At 55.9% G+C, this 17,146-nt stretch carries 16 protein-coding genes and 2 tRNA genes; 11 read left to right on the top strand and 7 right to left on the bottom strand.

What is annotated here, in order from left to right:
• The first annotated feature begins 1 nt into the window (after position 1).
• On the top strand, positions 2 to 553 hold the full coding sequence (locus KBP54_RS05380; RefSeq protein WP_083329511.1) for a hydrogenase maturation protease: 552 nt from the start codon (positions 2 to 4) through the stop codon (positions 551 to 553).
• Here the strand turns inward: KBP54_RS05380 and KBP54_RS05385 are convergent.
• Complete coding sequence (locus KBP54_RS05385; RefSeq protein ID WP_071573925.1) at positions 531 to 866, bottom strand: hydrogenase maturation nickel metallochaperone HypA/HybF; 336 nt, start codon at positions 864 to 866, stop codon at positions 531 to 533. The two genes, KBP54_RS05380 and KBP54_RS05385, sit on opposite strands and share 23 nt — an antisense overlap.
• A 51-nt stretch (positions 867 to 917) precedes the next feature.
• Here KBP54_RS05385 and KBP54_RS05390 point away from each other — a divergent pair, with 51 nt between their 5' ends.
• The 3 genes from KBP54_RS05390 (at position 918) to KBP54_RS05400 (ending at position 2,438) form a co-directional block, all read left to right on the top strand.
• Positions 918 to 2,042, top strand: coding sequence for a hypothetical protein (locus KBP54_RS05390; RefSeq protein ID WP_070479128.1), 1,125 nt, complete (start codon positions 918 to 920; stop codon positions 2,040 to 2,042).
• A 7-nt stretch (positions 2,043 to 2,049) separates the two neighbouring features.
• Entirely contained in the window at positions 2,050 to 2,307 is a 258-nt protein-coding gene (locus KBP54_RS05395; protein WP_070362538.1) for a HypC/HybG/HupF family hydrogenase formation chaperone, read from the top strand.
• Between the two features lie 57 nt (positions 2,308 to 2,364).
• Positions 2,365 to 2,438 (top strand) — tRNA-Leu (locus KBP54_RS05400).
• Between the two features lie 57 nt (positions 2,439 to 2,495).
• Here KBP54_RS05400 and KBP54_RS05405 read toward each other — a convergent pair.
• The 3 genes from KBP54_RS05405 to KBP54_RS05415 all read right to left on the bottom strand — a co-directional run bounded on the left by KBP54_RS05405 (position 2,496) and on the right by KBP54_RS05415 (position 4,153).
• Positions 2,496 to 2,852: a hypothetical protein gene (locus KBP54_RS05405; RefSeq protein ID WP_071573923.1), complete on the bottom strand. Its 357-nt coding sequence runs from the start codon at positions 2,850 to 2,852 to the stop codon at positions 2,496 to 2,498.
• Positions 2,849 to 3,238, bottom strand: a complete 390-nt coding sequence (locus KBP54_RS05410) for a TetR/AcrR family transcriptional regulator (protein WP_070479193.1) — start codon at positions 3,236 to 3,238, stop codon at positions 2,849 to 2,851. The genes KBP54_RS05405 and KBP54_RS05410 overlap by 4 nt, the downstream gene beginning before the upstream one ends.
• 165 nt (positions 3,239 to 3,403) lie before the next feature.
• Entirely contained in the window at positions 3,404 to 4,153 is a 750-nt protein-coding gene (locus KBP54_RS05415; protein ID WP_071573922.1) for a sulfite exporter TauE/SafE family protein, read from the bottom strand.
• 144 nt (positions 4,154 to 4,297) lie between these two features.
• Here KBP54_RS05415 and KBP54_RS05420 point away from each other — a divergent pair.
• The 7 genes from KBP54_RS05420 to KBP54_RS05450 all read left to right on the top strand — a co-directional run bounded on the left by KBP54_RS05420 (position 4,298) and on the right by KBP54_RS05450 (position 13,024).
• Positions 4,298 to 4,371, top strand: a tRNA-Leu gene (locus KBP54_RS05420).
• 41 nt (positions 4,372 to 4,412) lie between these two features.
• Positions 4,413 to 7,082 carry a DNA polymerase I gene (gene polA / locus KBP54_RS05425; protein ID WP_070479123.1) on the top strand — a complete coding sequence of 890 codons (2,670 nt, stop codon included), beginning with the start codon at positions 4,413 to 4,415 and terminating at the stop codon, positions 7,080 to 7,082.
• Positions 7,083 to 7,719: 637 nt separating this feature from the next.
• Entirely contained in the window at positions 7,720 to 9,183 is a 1,464-nt protein-coding gene (rpsA, locus tag KBP54_RS05430; RefSeq protein WP_070362535.1) for a 30S ribosomal protein S1, read from the top strand.
• A 67-nt stretch (positions 9,184 to 9,250) separates the two neighbouring features.
• Entirely contained in the window at positions 9,251 to 9,865 is a 615-nt protein-coding gene (gene coaE, locus KBP54_RS05435) for a dephospho-CoA kinase (RefSeq protein ID WP_070479120.1), read from the top strand.
• 31 nt (positions 9,866 to 9,896) lie between these two features.
• Complete coding sequence (uvrB, locus tag KBP54_RS05440; RefSeq protein ID WP_070479118.1) at positions 9,897 to 11,996, top strand: excinuclease ABC subunit UvrB; 2,100 nt, start codon at positions 9,897 to 9,899, stop codon at positions 11,994 to 11,996.
• A gap of 18 nt (positions 11,997 to 12,014) precedes the next feature.
• Positions 12,015 to 12,473, top strand: coding sequence for a universal stress protein (locus KBP54_RS05445; protein ID WP_070362532.1), 459 nt, complete (start codon positions 12,015 to 12,017; stop codon positions 12,471 to 12,473).
• Between the two features lie 107 nt (positions 12,474 to 12,580).
• The gene (locus tag KBP54_RS05450; RefSeq protein ID WP_070362531.1) at positions 12,581 to 13,024 is read left to right on the top strand and encodes a universal stress protein; all 444 of its coding nucleotides are present in this window, start codon (positions 12,581 to 12,583) and stop codon (positions 13,022 to 13,024) included.
• Between the two features lie 47 nt (positions 13,025 to 13,071).
• On the opposite strand, the gene KBP54_RS05455 is transcribed toward KBP54_RS05450, so the two are convergent.
• From KBP54_RS05455 to KBP54_RS05465, 3 genes are all read right to left on the bottom strand, one after another.
• On the bottom strand, positions 13,072 to 15,267 hold the full coding sequence (locus KBP54_RS05455) for a HelD family protein (protein WP_256006557.1): 2,196 nt from the start codon (positions 15,265 to 15,267) through the stop codon (positions 13,072 to 13,074).
• Between the two features lie 72 nt (positions 15,268 to 15,339).
• Positions 15,340 to 16,380, bottom strand: coding sequence for a DoxX family protein (locus KBP54_RS05460; protein ID WP_256006560.1), 1,041 nt, complete (start codon positions 16,378 to 16,380; stop codon positions 15,340 to 15,342).
• 82 nt (positions 16,381 to 16,462) lie between these two features.
• Complete coding sequence (locus KBP54_RS05465; RefSeq protein ID WP_256006562.1) at positions 16,463 to 17,083, bottom strand: MBL fold metallo-hydrolase; 621 nt, start codon at positions 17,081 to 17,083, stop codon at positions 16,463 to 16,465.
• Positions 17,084 to 17,146 lie beyond the last annotated feature (63 nt).

Here is a 17,146-nt window from a genome sequence, read left to right on the forward strand (position 1 = left end):
TATGACGGTCACGAGGAAGCTTCGTCCTGCGCCAGATGTCCCGGTGCCATCGCCTGAGCTGGTGACGCTTGATGGCGTCACTATCAACGTCATTGGCATTGGAAACGAGATCATGGCGGATGACGCAGTTGGGCTGGCCATCCTCCGCGAGCTTGAGGCGGACCCGATCCAGGGTGTGAACTTCATCTATGGAGGAACGTCTGGCATGGAGATCCTACCCATGGTGCAGGACGCCGACTACCTGCTGGTGCTCGATGGGCTCAAACAGGGCCAGCCAGGTGATGTGGCTGTGCTCGTCGGTGATCAAATTCCGCGCCTATTGCAACAGCAGCTATCGCCTCACCAGGTGGGACTGCTGGACCTGTTGAGCGCCGCGCGCCTCACAGGTCAAGAACCCGACAACGTGGCGGTTGTGGGTATCACGGCGCGCGACGTCGAATTCCGTACATCGCTGAGTGAGGAGACCAGTGCTGCAATTCCAGAAGCAGTGCAGCGGGCCCGGCAGCTGCTAAAGGAGTGGACAGCAGAAGCTACTCAACATCAACCCAAGTAACTTGGAACTCGTCACCCCCACGCAGATCTGCAGTGGGGGTGTCACATTTAGGGCATCGCAGCGCGAAGTATTCGTCAATCTCGACGGTATCTTCACATTGAGGGCACCAGACTGCCGCGGGGATAATGTCCAAGTCGAGCCGGGCTTGAGCACACGTTGTATCGACGCGTGCAAGATCCCATGCTTGGCGAAGCGCATACACATCAACCCCGGAGCGCGTGCCTACTTTCATACCGACCGCCAGGACGTTTCGGCCGGGCACCGACTCGTTCACTGCATCGATTACCCCGCGAAGTAGACTCAATTCATGCATACCCCCATTATGTTCAATTGGGGTAGGCAACGCGAGTAAGGAGCATGGAATTTGTCAGAGAAGTTGTTTCTTGACGCCGTCATCGATCCGCTTGCAGCGACAGTTATTGTCGAAGGCGAGGGAAGTGAACGCACGGCACGCTTCGACATCGCCGGCGTGCCGCGCGTAGACAAGCTGTTAGTGGGCAAGCGCGCGAGCGAAGTTCCGACTATCGTGACGCGACTCTGTGGGCTGTGCCCGGTAACGCACCACTTGGCGGGGATGCGAGCACTTGACCAACTTGTTGGGTCGAGCGATTCGATGAGCGAGCAGGCCGTGCAGCTCCGGCGCCTTCTTCATGCGGGTTCGGTCCTTGACACGCTCGCACCGCGCCTGCTGCCTGACCACGGATTAGAGATCCGCAAGTTTGCGAAGCTGGTGCTGCGTGCCGCCGGTTGTCCGGGTCACTTTCCCGATGTTGCGATTCCTGGGGGAGTGCACGCACACGCCGATGCCGATGAGGTCAAGCGCGCAGCTGAAGGCGTCTCGACGATCCGTAGTCTCTTGCCTTCCCAACCGGTTGAGCCTGTGGAACAGCATCCTCCAAAGCTTGCCGACCTTTTCGCGTGTGATGCCGACGGCGCAGCAGATCCACTAGGAGAGTGCATTGCCGCGCGTTTCGAGGGTGAGCTGCATGTGTTCCCAGCGCATGATTTCTATGAGCACGTTCGAGAGCAGCACCCCGGTGCTATCACCCCGCGGCCCCAGGTACTTATCGACGGCCACTGGCGCGACTACCGGGTAGGCCCAGTTGCGCGATTCCCCCATCTGAGCGCGCGCGACGCCCAGTTTGCGCTTGTGCGCTCGGTACTCGACGATATCGAAAAGCTTTTGCAGGTTCCTGAGCTGTTGGCTGAGCCGGTCGTCGTCGATAATTCACTGCGCGATGGCACCGTAACGGGAATCGTTGACGGTCCTCGAGGCTTGTTGGTGCACCGCTACACTGTGGAAGACGGCAATCTGATCGATTGCCAGATTTTGAGCCCTACCGCGCAAAATGAGGGATGGCTTGCTCGGATGCTCACAGAGGCATCGACTCCTGCAGAGATGGAGTATGCGATCCGTAGCGCGGATCCTTGCCTGCCGTGCACCTCGGCACCGGAAGGCGCCATGAACATCAACATTGAAAGGAAATGATGTAGCGATGTGTCTTGGAGTTCCAGCGAAAGTGCTCAGCACTGGCGACCTGTCCAGCCCCATGCCGATGGGGGCCATCGATATGAAGGGTGAGGAGCGGCCATGCTGCTTCGCATATCTTCCAGAAGTTGAGGTGGGGCAGTGGGTGCTCATCCAGAATGGATTCGCAATGGACGTCATTTCGGAAGATGACGCGCAGGCCTCGTTCGAGGCGATCGATGAGTTTGATCTGCTACCAAACCAACCCGGCTCTACTGTGCGCTGACCTTAACGGCGTCCGATTGTTGTTCTGCTCGCGCCGTGCGCTATATTGAGCAGGCACGCCCCAGTAGCCCAATTGGCAGAGGCAACGGATTCAAAACCCGTCCAGTGTGAGTTCGAGTCTCACCTGGGGCACAAGGAGCCTGGTCGAGGATTCCCTCGACCAGGCTCCTTTTGTACGAAACTTAGCTATCAGGCTGATGCCAACTCGTTGATGCGTTCAACAGTTGTGACTGGGTCATCAACTGTGAGGACGAGGCGGGCGAAGTTCTCATCAGCTAACTCGATTACGACCGTATTCTCGAATCCGCTGACGTTCCAAAACAGCTTTTCACCATCTGAGTGGAACGTTCCCGCAAGCTTTTCACCCATCCTTAGTCCTGGGCAGCGAAAACCCTTCGGCTCGTTCTTCATACCCGGGTCATGTGTAGCTCCGCGTACATGTTCCCAGGGAACCTCGATGGATCCTTTGAACGACCAAATCTTATCTAAGCCGAGTGGCTCAACAACCAGAGTAGCGTCGGTGAATTTGAGATTGTTGTTGCTCATTGTGCTTCTCCTTTGGAAGTGCCGCTTGCGCGGTCGAGTAAGTGCTTGCCTAGTGCTGCTGGGCCTCCAGCAAAGCAAAGGGAATTTGCTTCGAGAATCAAGGGGCGTAGCTCTTGGCTTACGGGCGCGACTTCCACGAGAGTGACTGCAACAAGACTCTTGGCTTCTAGTGTCACTTCACCTGTCTTAGCGTTTCGGCATACTGCTTCCAGCGCCGTTCTCAGCAGGCCATGTTTGGAACCGAAGATTTTATAGAAGCTCGAACGATTTATCTCAAGGTAGGTAAGAGTTGCGTCAACGGACTGTGCTGTATACCCGCGTTCACCGAAAAGCTTTATAGCCCTGCGGATGACTTCGTCTTCATCGAACTCTCGTGGTCTACCCATGGCTTTCATACTATTCGTTCTGGAATGCATTGTCCATTATCTGAGGCGGATTAGATACCGTGTCGCGCGCCAAGTGCGTGTTTATGGCTCTACGCCCGGATACTGGAAAGGAACCGGTGCTGTTGTGGTTTGGGGCTCAGTTTAAAAGTAGCGTTGGTTAGTGGATTATGCTCCGGTACCGAGTAGACCGCGCACAAGTGCGGTGAACCCGCCGAAGATCGCCAGGGCGAGTGCTATTCGGTACCCCAGTTGTACTGGTACCCGTGGTGCCATACGGGTGCCAACAACGATGCCCAACACCATCGCAACAATGCCAACCACCCACGTTTCAGGAGTCACCGCGGAGAGGTTTGCTGCACCAGTGATTTCCTTAATGGCGAATGAGAGTGCGCCGCTGACCAGGAAGATTGGCTGGAGCGTAGCTGCGTAGATCTCCTTAGGCCAGCGTGCCGCGTGGGCGTACACGGTGATTGATGGGCCAGCTACGCCTGCCAACGTGTTCATGAAACCACCAAGTGAACCTGCGATAACAGAAGGTACGGTGCCTTCAATATTCGGTATGTAGCGTTTTCCCAACGTCACTGTGCCGAGCGCGATCAACAATAGAACGCCAACGATGATTAGAAGCAAACTAGTTGAAACTGCCCGTATGAGGAATGCGCCGGGTACCGCACCCAAAACAAGGGCTCCGGCAATTGGGGCAAAGCGTTTCCAATCAACGCGCTCGCGCATTGAATAGGTGTTGGCTATCGCGTTGACTGTGGCTAGCACGTTGACCATCAACACCCCAGAGACTGGACCGAGGAGGACAGATAGTGCGGGGGCCGCGATAAGCCCAAGGCCCATTCCTGAAATTCGCTGCAAGGCAGCTCCAGCGAACACAGCCAGGAAGATCCCGATCAGAACTGTTGTCACTGCACCCTCCTGTGCTCTGCTTCATATACAGCGCTCATCACCCTACCTGACGAATTTTAGATACCTGGAGTGAACTGGCGTTTTAGATGATCGCGTGGTGCGATTCACGCCTGAGCGCTTGCCTGCTATATACTTTGCGACGTCGCCCCAGTAGCCCAATTGGCAGAGGCAACGGATTCAAAACCCGTCCAGTGTGAGTTCGAGTCTCACCTGGGGCACAACACCCGGCCATAAGCCGGGTTTTCTTGTTTGAGTCGTCATGTCGGGACGTACGTCTACACTAGGGGCCGTGAAGAAACGGTTATTGCTCATTGACGGACACTCCATGGCATTTCGAGCGTTCTACGCTCTGCCTGCTGAAAACTTTTCGACGACCGGTGGCCAAACAACGAATGCGGTGTATGGCTTCTTGTCGATGTTCGCCAACGTTGTGGCGCAAGAAGCACCGACGCATATTGGTGTGGCGTTCGATGTGGGGCGCAAGACGTTTCGAACGGAACGTTTTCCGGAGTACAAAGCTCAGCGCGAATCCACTCCGCCAGAGTTTAAGGGGCAGGTTCCGCTGATTCAGGAGTGTCTTGAGGACCTCGGAATCATCAGCTTGTCGAAGGAGAATTTTGAAGCTGACGATATCGTGGCGACGCTGGTGCACCTGGCTCGCGCTGATCAGGATTTCGAAATTGTCTTGGTTTCAGGGGACCGTGACTACCTACAACTGGTAGACGATTCAACGACGCTGTTGTACCCGATGCGCGGGGTTTCGACGATGACACGTTTCACTCCGGACAAGGTCGAGGAGAAGTACGGGCTGACTCCGGCACAGTATCCGGATTTTGCGGCGCTTCGGGGAGACCCGTCTGATAACCTCCCCTCGGTTCCGAAGGTCGGGGAGAAGACGGCGACAAAGTGGATCACGCAATACGGTTCGCTTGCAGAACTCGTTAACCACGCGGATGAAATCAAGGGAGTCGCAGGTCAAAACTTCCGAGACCGTATCGAGCAAGTGCAGCTCAATCGTGAACTCACGCAGATGGTCACCGACGTAGAGCTCCCTGTTACGCCAAATGACTTGGAGCTAAAGACCGTAGACATCGGTGCTATTGCGAAGCGATTTGATTCTTTGGAGTTCGGCACGAATCTTCGCGAACGTGTGCTATCCGCGCTTCCTACGGAAGGGGACGCCGAAGAGCATTTGCCTGTGGAGCTTCCAGAAGTTGTGATCGACGAAGGGCCGTTGGACGCATGGATCGCTTCCCATAGGGGTCAAGGATTAGCGCTGTATGTGGACGGTAGTCCGCTGCCGGCAAACGGCGATGCTACTGCGATTGGGATCGTCGATAAGGAGCGGCACGGCATCCAACGCGAAACAGCGGAGCTAACCCCTGAAGAGGATGTTGCGCTGAAGGACTGGTTGGAGTCAGATGACCCCAAGTACCTCCACAACGGTAAAGCTATGTATCACATGCTGCGGGGCAGAGGTATCACACTCAGCGGGATTGCGCATGACACAGCGATTGCTGCCTACCTGCTTCGCCCGGGGCAGCGCACCTATGCGCTGGCTGATGTATACCAGCGTCACTTGCAGCGACAGTTGGACGTAGGGCAAGAGCAACTCAGTCTGTTGGATCAAACTTCACAGGTTGATGCCGCCGTTGCTGTGCTGGAACTGGCGCAACATCTTGCTCAAGAACTTCGTGAAATCGACTCTTACGCGCTGTACGCCGACCTTGAGCTGCCGCTTGTACCCATTCTTGCCAGGATGGAGGACGTCGGTGTGGCTGTTGATATCGAAGCTCTTGAAAATCTTCGCAAGGAGTTTACTGACAAGGTTGCCCAGGTAGAAGGAGAGGCCCGCACGCTTGTCGACGAGCCAGCTCTCAACCTTTCGAGTCCGAAGCAGCTTTCTGTCGTTCTTTTCGACAAACTTGACTTGCCTAAAACCAAGAAAACAAAGACTGGGTATTCGACGGCAGCCAAGGAGATCGAGGCGCTTGCAGAAAAGAATCCGCATCCGTTCCTTGATCATCTGTTGGCACATCGTGAATATCAGAAGATGAAGTCCACAATCGAGGGGCTTATCAAGGCGGTACACAGTGATGGCCGAATTCACACAACCTTCAACCAAACCGTGACTTCAACGGGCCGACTGAGTTCGACTGATCCAAACCTGCAGAATATTCCCGTCCGTACAGAGACAGGTCAAAAGATTCGAGCAGCATTCACCGTTGGTAAGGGGTATGAGTATCTTCTGACCGCTGATTACTCACAGATTGAGATGCGAGTGATGGCGCACCTGTCCGGGGACAAGGGGCTCATCTCCGCGTACAAGGATGGCGAAGACCTGCACAACTACGTCGGTTCACAGGTATTTGATGTTGCTATCGACGCCGTGACGCCCGAGCTACGCCGTCGGGTCAAGGCAATGTCATATGGTTTGGTTTATGGGCTCTCTGCGTACGGCCTCGCCGCGCAGCTCTCGATCTCGCCAGGTGAAGCCAAGGAAATCATGGAGAGTTATTTCCACCGTTTCGGTGGGGTGAAGCACTATCTGGACTCGGTCGTCGAGAAAGCCAGAAAAGATGGATACACGGCAACTGTGTTTGGGCGCCGACGCTACCTGCCTGAGCTCAACAGCGACAACCGAGTCGCCCGAGAAAATGCTGAGCGGGCGGCCCTGAATGCTCCTATTCAAGGTACTGCCGCAGACATCATTAAAGTAGCGATGATTCACGTTGACCGAGCGTTGGCTGATTACGAGTCCCGTGTGCTGTTGCAAGTGCATGACGAGTTGGTTGTTGAAGTCGCTCCGGGTGAGCTCGATGAAGTGCGTGAGATTGTTGAGCGGGAGATGGATCGCGCTATTGAGCTCAACGTGCCGCTCGAGGTTTCTACCGGATACGGAGAGAACTGGCAAGATGCTGGCCATTAAGGCGGGAAGTGTGGGGCTATAGAGCGGCCCCCATTATTCCGCTCTATAGCCCCGAGACGGTCCCAGAGCCTCCTTCTCAATCCGTCTGGGACTGCCTTCCCCCCATCAACCGCTTCTTCCCCCGAGTTCCCCCGAGAAGCGGTGCCACGGTTCACCTCGCGAGGTTTCACAGCTCTAGATTGGCCTCATCTATCGCTGCTGCGCCTTGATCGTGGCAATGAAAACACTAACAGACGTCTGTGGGGAACGTAAGAGAATTGGCCAAAAATGGACTACATTAAACAAAATATTGACTAATTATGGGGGTGTGGGATGGCGAGTGTATTGCTTTGACCTGCGAGTTTGCGCCTTATCGGCGGTGTGGCAGACTTACGGCATTCTCAGTTGGCGAGTTCGGTGAAGGATGTGTTGCTTGCCTTAACGGTCGACCTGATGGGGATTTATCCGAGTGTTGATATTTGCGCGAGCTGGGCAAAGGCGATATTCTTGCACGAGCATATCTGGGCAATAGGTCTCGTGGTGTCGTAATAGGAGGGCATCACCGGCTCATATTGCGGGATCTTTCCGCGCTGGTAAGAGATGATATGCCCCTGTCCAAATACGATCTCCTATTTCAATTTCGGAGCACATTTAACTTATGCGCACTTCCAACGCACCACAGGTCGCAATCAACGATATCGGCGGACCTGAGGAATTTCTCGCCGCTGTAGACGCAACCATCAAGTACTTCAATGATGGTGACATCGTCTCCGGCACCGTAGTTAAGGTTGACCACGATGAGGTTCTCCTTGACATCGGCTACAAGACTGAGGGTGTTATCCCTACCCGTGAGCTGTCGATCAAGCATGACGTTGACCCGGACGAAGTTGTCCAGGTCGGCGACGAGATCGACGCACTGGTCCTGACCAAGGAGGACAAGGAAGGTCGCCTCCTGCTCTCCAAGAAGCGTGCTCAGTACGAGCGTGCTTGGGGCACCATCGAAGAGCTGCAGAAGAACGACCAGCCAGTTACTGGTACGGTCATCGAGGTTGTCAAGGGTGGCCTCATCCTCGACATCGGTCTTCGTGGCTTCTTGCCTGCGTCGCTCGTTGAGATGCGTCGCGTCCGTGACCTGGATCCATACATTGGCCAGGAGCTCGAGGCAAAGATCATCGAGCTGGACAAGCACCGCAACAACGTGGTCCTGTCCCGCCGTGCATACCTCGAAGAGACGCAGTCCGCTGTTCGTTCCGACTTCCTGCACCAGCTGCAGAAGGGTCAGGTACGCAAGGGCGTTGTTTCTTCCATCGTCAACTTCGGTGCTTTCGTGGACCTTGGCGGCGTAGACGGCCTGGTTCACGTTTCCGAGCTGTCCTGGAAGCACATCGACCACCCATCTGAGGTTGTCACCGTCGGCGATGAGGTTACCGTTGAGGTTCTCGACGTCGATCTCGACCGTGAGCGTGTTTCCCTGTCGCTGAAGGCGACCCAGGAGGACCCATGGCGCGTGTTCGCACGCACCCACGCTGTCGGCCAGATCGTGCCGGGCAAGGTCACCAAGCTTGTTCCATTCGGTGCGTTCGTTCGCGTCGAAGAGGGCATCGAGGGTCTGGTTCACATCTCCGAGCTGGCACAGCGCCACGTCGAGGTACCGGACCAGGTTGTCAACGTTGGCGAAGAGGTCATGGTCAAGGTCATCGACATCGATCTCGACCGTCGTCGTATCTCGCTGTCGCTGAAGCAGGCGGACGAGGACTACAACGAAGAGTTCGATCCGTCCCGCTACGGCATGGCTGATTCCTACGACGAGCAGGGCAACTACATCTTCCCAGAGGGCTTCGATCCGGAGACCAACGAGTGGATGGAGGGCTTCGACGAAGCTCGTCAGCAGTGGGAGGCTCGCTACGCAGAGGCCGAGCGCCGCTTCCAGGCGCACACTGCACAGATCGAGCGTCATCGCGCTGCTGCTGCCGAGGCGGCAGAGCAGGCGGGTGACCAGGCGAACTACTCCTCGCAGTCCAACGCTGCAGCTCCGGCAGCGGATGAGACCGCTAGCGCAGGTGGCTCGCTTGCATCTGACGAGCAGCTCGCAGCACTTCGCGACAAGCTCGCTGGCAACTAGTCTTTACTAGCTAATCGACGACCCCTTCCTGGAATCCAGGAAGGGGTTTTCGCCTATTATGTGACGCATGTTGAGAATTGGGCTTACCGGAGGAATCGGAAGCGGAAAGTCGTCCGTTGCCGCGTTGTTACGTGAGCGTGGCTTCGTCGTAGTCGATGCTGACCGTATCGCGCGCGATGTTCTGCAACCAGGAAACGATGCGCTAAAAGAGGTGGCTGCTGCATTCGGCGATGACCTGGTGGACGCTTCCGGCGCTTTGAACCGCAAGTTGCTGGCGCAGCGGGCGTTTGCCTCGGAGGAACAGACGCAGAAGCTGAATTCGATTACGCATCCTGCGATTCGTAAGGAGTCATCACGGCAGTTCGACGCCGCTGAAGCTGAAGGAGCCCGGGTTGCTGTGTACGATATGCCACTGCTTGTAGAGCTTGGGCTGCACCGTCAGATGGACTTCACTGTTGTAGTCGACGTGAATGAGGAAGAGCGAGTGAGGCGACTGGTTCAATCGCGCGGTCTAGCGGAGGCAGACGCCCGTTCCCGTATTGCACGGCAGATTGATGACGACGATCGACTCGCGGCCGCTGACTACTTGATTGATAACAACGGTCCGTTGTCTGAGCTCGCTCCGCAGGTGGACGCTTTGGTCGACTATGTCGAGCGAGAATTGTTGCAGCATCAACGTTGAGGAATCTGGTTGAGTCATTAGACTGAGCTGCATGGCATTTGCAGCAGAGCATCCGGTCCTAGCACATTCGGAGTTTCGACCAGTAGGCGAGATCGAGCGTCGTGAAAAGCCCTTTGAAGTCGTCTCGGAGTTTGAGCCATCGGGTGATCAGCCTAAAGCGATCGCAGAGCTAGATGAACGTCTCAACCGGGGAGAAGAAGACGTCGTCCTCATGGGTGCCACCGGCACCGGCAAGTCGGCGACGGCAGCGTGGCTGATTGAAAAGCAGCAGCGCCCAACGCTCGTGATGGCTCCGAACAAGACGCTCGCCGCGCAGCTAGCAAATGAGCTTCGGCAGCTCCTCCCAAATAACGCGGTTGAGTACTTCGTCTCGTACTACGACTATTACCAACCAGAGGCATATATCGCTCAGACGGATACATACATCGAAAAAGATTCCTCCATTAATGATGATGTGGAACGCCTGCGTCACTCAGCTACCTCCGCATTGCTGTCGCGTCGTGACGTAGTGGTGGTGTCGTCAGTCTCTTGTATCTACGGCCTTGGTACGCCGCAGTCCTACCTTGATCGCTCTGTGGTGCTGCGCGTGGGGGAAGAGGTTGAGCGTGACCGCTTCCTTCGATTACTCGTTGATATCCAGTACGAGCGCAACGATATTGACTTCAAACGCGGTACGTTCCGAGTAAAGGGCGACGTCGTCGATATCATTCCTGCGTATGAGGAAGTCGCGGTTCGGGTTGAGTTCTTCGGAGACGAGATTGACAGCTTGTATTACATTCATCCGCTCACGGGAGACGTTCTGAGCCAAGAAGATGAGCTTCGGATCTTTCCTGCTACCCACTACGTGGCCACTGAAGAGCGAATGGAAAAGGCGATCGAATCCATCAAAGAAGAGCTTGCAGACCGTTTAGAGGACCTTGAGAACCGCGGAAAACTACTTGAGGCTCAGCGACTTCGGATGCGCACCGAGTATGACCTCGAGATGATTCAGCAGGTTGGCTTCTGCTCAGGCATTGAGAACTATTCTCGTCACATGGACGGGCGCGAGGCAGGATCGGCGCCGGCGACGCTCATCGACTACTTCCCGGAAGACTTCCTCACAATTATCGACGAGTCCCACGTGACCGTCCCGCAAATTGGAGGAATGTTTGAAGGCGATATGTCGAGGAAGCGCAACCTCGTGGAATTCGGATTCCGGCTGCCGAGTGCCGTCGACAACCGTCCGTTGACCTTCGATGAGTTTGAATCGCGCGTGGGGCAGACGGTGTACATGTCCGCGACACCGGGCGATTACGAGCTCGAAGCAGCACACGGCGAGTTTGTTGAGCAGGTTATTCGCCCAACAGGCCTCGTCGATCCAAAGGTCACGGTGAAACCGACGAAGGGACAAATCGACGACCTGATTGACGAGATTCGCGTCCGGGTGGAGAAGAACGAGCGCGTGCTGGTCACTACCTTGACGAAGCGCATGGCTGAGGACTTGACTGATTATCTCCTGGATAACGGGGTAAAGGTGCGCTACCTGCACTCTGACATTGATACGTTGCAGCGCGTTGAGCTGCTCCGCCAGCTGAGGCTTGGAGAGTTTGACGTCCTCGTTGGCATCAACCTGCTGCGAGAGGGTCTCGACTTGCCGGAAGTTTCACTTGTTGCAATTCTCGACGCCGACAAGGAAGGGTTCCTGCGTTCGACCAAGTCGCTGATTCAGACTATCGGGCGCGCAGCTCGTAACGTATCTGGAGAGGTCATCATGTACGCCGACCAGGTCACTGAGTCGATGGAGGAAGCAATCAGTGAGACAGAGCGGCGTCGCGAAATTCAGTTGGCGTACAACAAAGAACATGGGATCGATCCGCAGCCGCTGCGCAAGAAGATTGCCGACATTTTGGATCAGGTATATGAGAATACTGACGGTGAAGCTGAAAATGGCGTTGCCTCGGATACCGCAGTTGTATCGAAGCCAGACGTGTCCGAGATGGCCTCTGATCAGGTACAAGCATTGATCGACGACCTTACGAAGCAAATGGGTGCAGCAGCTCGCGAGTTGAAGTTTGAGCTCGCCGGCAGACTGCGTGATGAAATTGCTGATCTCCGAAAGGAACTTCGTGGTATGAAAGATACAGGAAACTAAGAAAGGTTCGAGGAATCTATGCATACCTATAAGTCGATTGCTGTCGGTACTGACGGTTCACCAACTTCGCTTGTTGCGGTTCGTGCTGCTGCGAGCCTGGCCCGCGTGTATGACGCGAAGCTCACAGTCATCTGTGCTCACTACACAGCGTCGGGCTCGATGCTGAACGCAACCAACGCGGAGCTGAGCAAGATCGATATCGTGACGGAATCGGGCGCCGAGGATATCTTGAGGCGTGCGAAGGCGATCGCAGTCGAAGAACAGGCACCAGAGATTAACTTGGTCTCCAGTGGCGGCCAGCCTGCGAATGTACTGCTGGAATCAGTAAAGGAATACAGCGTAGATCTCCTCGTGGTTGGAAACAAAGGAATGCGGTCCCTCGCCGGTCGAGTCTTCGGCAACATCCCAGGTAGCGTGGCAAAGAAGGCGCCGGTTGATGTCATGCTCGTTGACACCCGAGCTGAAGGCCATGACTAGCCTTCATCCGCGCGAGAACCAGGTACTATAAATTTGACCGTGCTTGTTGGCGCCACCGTTATCCAGCGAGCGACAGCTGAATCAGGAAAGGTCTCAAGAATACAGCTATGGCCAATTACTACAAGACCATCGTCGTAGGGTCCGACGGGTCCAAGTCTTCACTGCTCGCCGTTGAGCGTGCTGCAAAAATGGCGAGTGCATTTGGTGCCACGCTAGTGATCGGTACCGCGTATTACGAAACGGAAGCGGACGCGACGAAGAGCCTGCGACAAGATTCGGTCACCATCCTCGGTGACAAGGACGCGTTGGCAAATCTTGAAGCGGCAGCAGAACATGCGCGACAGCACGGAGCAAAAGACGTGCAGACTGCGACCCGTCCGGGTACTCCAGTAGAGGCTCTGATGGCGATTGTTCGTGACAACAATGCGGAACTGCTGGTGGTCGGTAACCGCGGTATCAACTCTCTGACCGGTCGCCTGCTGGGGTCTGTCCCAGCAGACGTTGCTCGCCAATCGGACTGCGACGTCATGATCGTACATACCGTCAGCTAACGTCTTCATGTAACAACCTCCGGCCAACTGCATGGCCGGAGGTTGTTCTATGGCATCTCACCGATGACGGCGAGGCTTTGAGTTGCTCGGGTCATCGCCACGTAGAGGTCTTGCCAACCTTGCGGAGAGGCGTCGATAATTTCTTGGGGTTCTATTAGTACTACATGGTCAAATTCGAGTCCCTTCATCGCATCGACATTTGACTTGTCGATGATCGCTGTCGTGCGCCCATCCTCGTATGTTGCGACAGTTTCTGGGGTGGTGCCGGAAGGCCAAAACTCGACGGGTTGCCCGGTGCTTCGAATACTCTCAGGGACCGCTGCCTCTGAGTCGATCGCGTGAAGAACTTTCGCGGCGTACTTCATAATCTCCGACGGAGTCCGGTAGTTCACACTCAAGGTATGCGTGCGGAAACGCGAGCCAACGAACGGTTCCAGCGTTGCTGACCAGTCGTCTGAACCCGCAGGCGAAGAAGTCTGCGCGGTGTCTCCAACTAATGTCATCCACTTTGATGGGCAGCGCCGAAACACCATCCGCCATTCCATCGGTGAGAGCTCTTGTGCCTCATCTACAATTACATGCCCATAGGCCCATGTGCGATCTGCGCGTGCGCGCTCTGCGGTCGAACGGATATCGGTGCTCGCCTGGCGCTGCGCGAGCGTTTCCGCATCAATGACGTCTGATGCAGAGAGGATCTCAGCCTCGAACTGGTCGTCATCGTTGTCAGTGGACTCGGATGAAGCCAAGACGTCCAACGCGTCCTCTGCCTCGGCCACCTGCTGTTGCCACGCATCGTCAACGGAGTCACGAATACCCTCCGCTGGGCTACTACCAATAAGAATCGACAGTTCGTCGAGTAATGCTGCATCCGACGGGGCCGTTGCCGCACCAGGCTCCCGAAAGAGGGCATCTTGTGTGTAGTCGTCGTAGTCATACGCGACAGCTGCGATTGCGTCGCGGTCTTCAAGCAAATTACGTAGTACCTCTGTAGGCGACAGAGTGGGGAAGTGGGCGTCAATAAAGTCTCGGACCTGGGATTCTTCAGCCAGGTCATCGTGGAGCTGATCGACGTCTGCAGCAGACAACAGATTCTCACCGCCTAGAGGGTCCGCACCAATGGTGTTGGCAAGTGCTTGCGCAAGAAGTTCGCAAAGATGTTCCGCAAACACGGCTCGTGCTTCATTATGAGGACGACGTGACCGTCGTGCTTTGGTTCTGGCTGCCTTCACCATGGCTGGCGTCGCAGCGACAGGAACGTTCTCAATTGAAAGGGTTACCGCGCGCTCCGGAACCGTCTCATATGACTGCACAGCCCGCTTGAGAATCGTGACCATCTCAATCGAGCCTTTGACTTCCCGTGCAGCAAGCGACTCGCTACCTTCCGGGGTAAAACCGGGGATTAAGTCTGAGGTTGTGGAAAGCACTACGCCGGTCTCGCCGAGCTCCGGAAGAACTCGCGAGATGTAGTCCAAAAAGACGGTATTGGGGCCAAGAACCAAGACGCCGGTCTTCGCCAGCTGCGCTCGCCAAGTATAGAGCAGATACGCAACACGATGGAGAGCGACTGCAGTCTTGCCAGTACCTGGACCACCCTCGACAACCATCACTCCACGCGTAGCGTCACGAATGACGGCATCCTGTTCACGCTGGATTGTCTCAACGATGGATTGCATGTGCGCAGTGCGTGGCCGATTCATGGCGCGTCGCAGCGCAGCCTCGGATCCGACACCCGAGGCTTCAACGCCCGTACCTGTGCCGGAGAGGACCTCGTCGTCAATGGTTTCCACCGTGCGACCCCTCATACGGATGTTTCGCCGGGTTTGCACGCCTGAAGGGTGCGCCGTCGTCGCGAGGTAAAACGGCCGTGCCATGGGCGCCCGCCAATCGATGAGGAGCGTCCGGTACTTGTCTTCGGGGGCGTCGATGCCCATCCGGCCTATATAGCGTCGGTCAAGATTGTCGCTGTTAGGGACTAGATTCTCCGGAGACTCGTCCTCCACATCAATTCGGCCAAAAACTAAGCCAACTTCTGCCAGGTTGAGTGCATCGAGTTTTGCATTCAGCCCATGATATTCGGTTTCGCGCCGGACGAGCGCATCAGAATCTGGGTTGTCAGGGTCGACATCTCGTTGCACCGCTTCCAGTTTGGCTTGGGCCTTCGATACTTCATCGTCAAGACGAGAAAATAGACCGTCGACGTAGTGCTGTTCGCGAGCAACCTCTTGCTCTGACACGGTGAACATAATCTCCTTCAAAGTAAAAGCCACCCCGTAACCACAACTATGCGGCCACGGGGTGTACTACAGAAAGTCAGATTAGCTGAGCTTCTTCTGAACCTTCTTTACCAGCTTGTTCGCGCGCTTTTCGGCCTTCTTAGCCTTACGCTTCCACTTCCACTGCTTGCACTTTGACGGCGCAACATCCAAGTTGTCGAAGGCATCCTGCAGGGAGTCAACCGCGTCCTGGGCACGGTCCTGCAGCTTCGCGGTGCTCTTCTTTACCTTGCGCTTTGCCTTGAACTGGTCCAACTTGCTTGGCTCGAGGCTCTCCAGCTTGTCCTGGAGATCCCCAACAACGCTGTTAACCTTGCGCTTTGCCTTGAACTGCTGGAGTTTGCTTGGCTTCAAGTCCTTGTAGGTGTCTTGAGCGCTATCGGAAACATCCTCCATCCAGTCACCCGCATCAGAGAGGAACGAGGAGGTTTGCTTGCGCGCATCCTGCCAGAAGCCCTCAGCTGCGTCAGATGCCTGGTCCGCAAACTTAGAGGCCTGCTTCTTCCAGTCATCCTTGTTGTTATCGACGTAGTCGACCACTTGATCTGCAGTATCGGACAGCCAGTTACTTGCCTTACCCAGAGCCTTTTCGGTCTCAGACTGGGTAGGCAGTGCCTGCTGTACGTTCTTCTTCGCGGTGCGGGCAGCCTGCTGGGCGCGCCACTGCAGCCCTGGCTTGCCAGCAGTGTCCACAGTCGCGAGGAGCACACCACCGGCGAGAGCGACATCGGTCAGCGCGCCAGTCTGACGACGCTGCTTCTCATTCGCCTCGTCAGCCTCCCAGAAGGCATTACGGCCGATAATCGAGGGGATTGCAGTCGCAGCGAGCAGTGCAGCGGAAGTGCGTGGCAGCTTGCCAATGGCGAAGAGGCTGCCTGCACCTGCTTTAATGCCACCAACGACCTGAGCGGCCGTCTTCGGGTCGCTCGGGATCAGACCACGGTACTCGCTCGGAACGGCACCGCGGACCTTATCTAAAAGCGCCTTCGTGCTTTCTTTATTGGCATTTGGGTCACGCAGCGTCTGAACACCGTCAACGATGTAGACGGACGCGAGCATTGGCCTTGCGAGTTTTCGAATCATAAATGCATTCCTCTTTTCTTTTCGCAACGTACCGGTCGCTGTATATACGTTCTATGTGACGTCCGACATTCGGATTACGCTTTTACCAGCGACGGTTCCACCAAACATCTAAATCTGGACGCTCTGTACCAAGCGTAGTGGATTTACCATGGCCCGGCCACACAATTGTCTCATCCGGATATGCGTCGAAGAGTTTTTCTTTGACATCGCGGAAGAGTCGCACGAAGTCGCCTTCGGAATTTGTTTTCCCAAGCCCACCAGGGAAAAGGGAATCACCGACAAAGAGGTTAGGCACCCCCTTGAGGTCGGCGCGCACGGCTGCGCCACCTGGGGTATGTCCACGCAGAATTACCACTGGGAGCTCGTGGCCTGCGAACGAAATCGAGTCGCCGTCGTGGAGTTCGCGGTCGACAGGAGCAGGCAGGGCAGGTACCTCGAGGAACGGTGCCCAGTGTGTAGCGCCCGTTGCTTCTAGGACTGCAGCCAATGCACGCACGTGATCGTGGTGGCGATGCGTCGTTAATACATCCGTGATCTTGACTCCGGCCTGTTCGGCCATGGCGAGGATAGCCGGCGCGTCGTCAGCGGCGTCGATTAGCAGGCCCTGGCCATCTGCGCAGAGGAGATAGCAGTTGTTGTCCATCGAGCCGACGGAAACCTGGTGCAGTGCTAATTGGGGCAGTGGAGTTGATTCTGAATTCATGGTGCCTACCCTAGTCAATTCTTTCCTCGCCAGAACAGTGATCACCGAAGTGGTATACGCTGG

The organism is Corynebacterium pseudogenitalium, from assembly GCF_024453815.1.
GTDB lineage: Bacteria > Actinomycetota > Actinomycetes > Mycobacteriales > Mycobacteriaceae > Corynebacterium > Corynebacterium pseudogenitalium.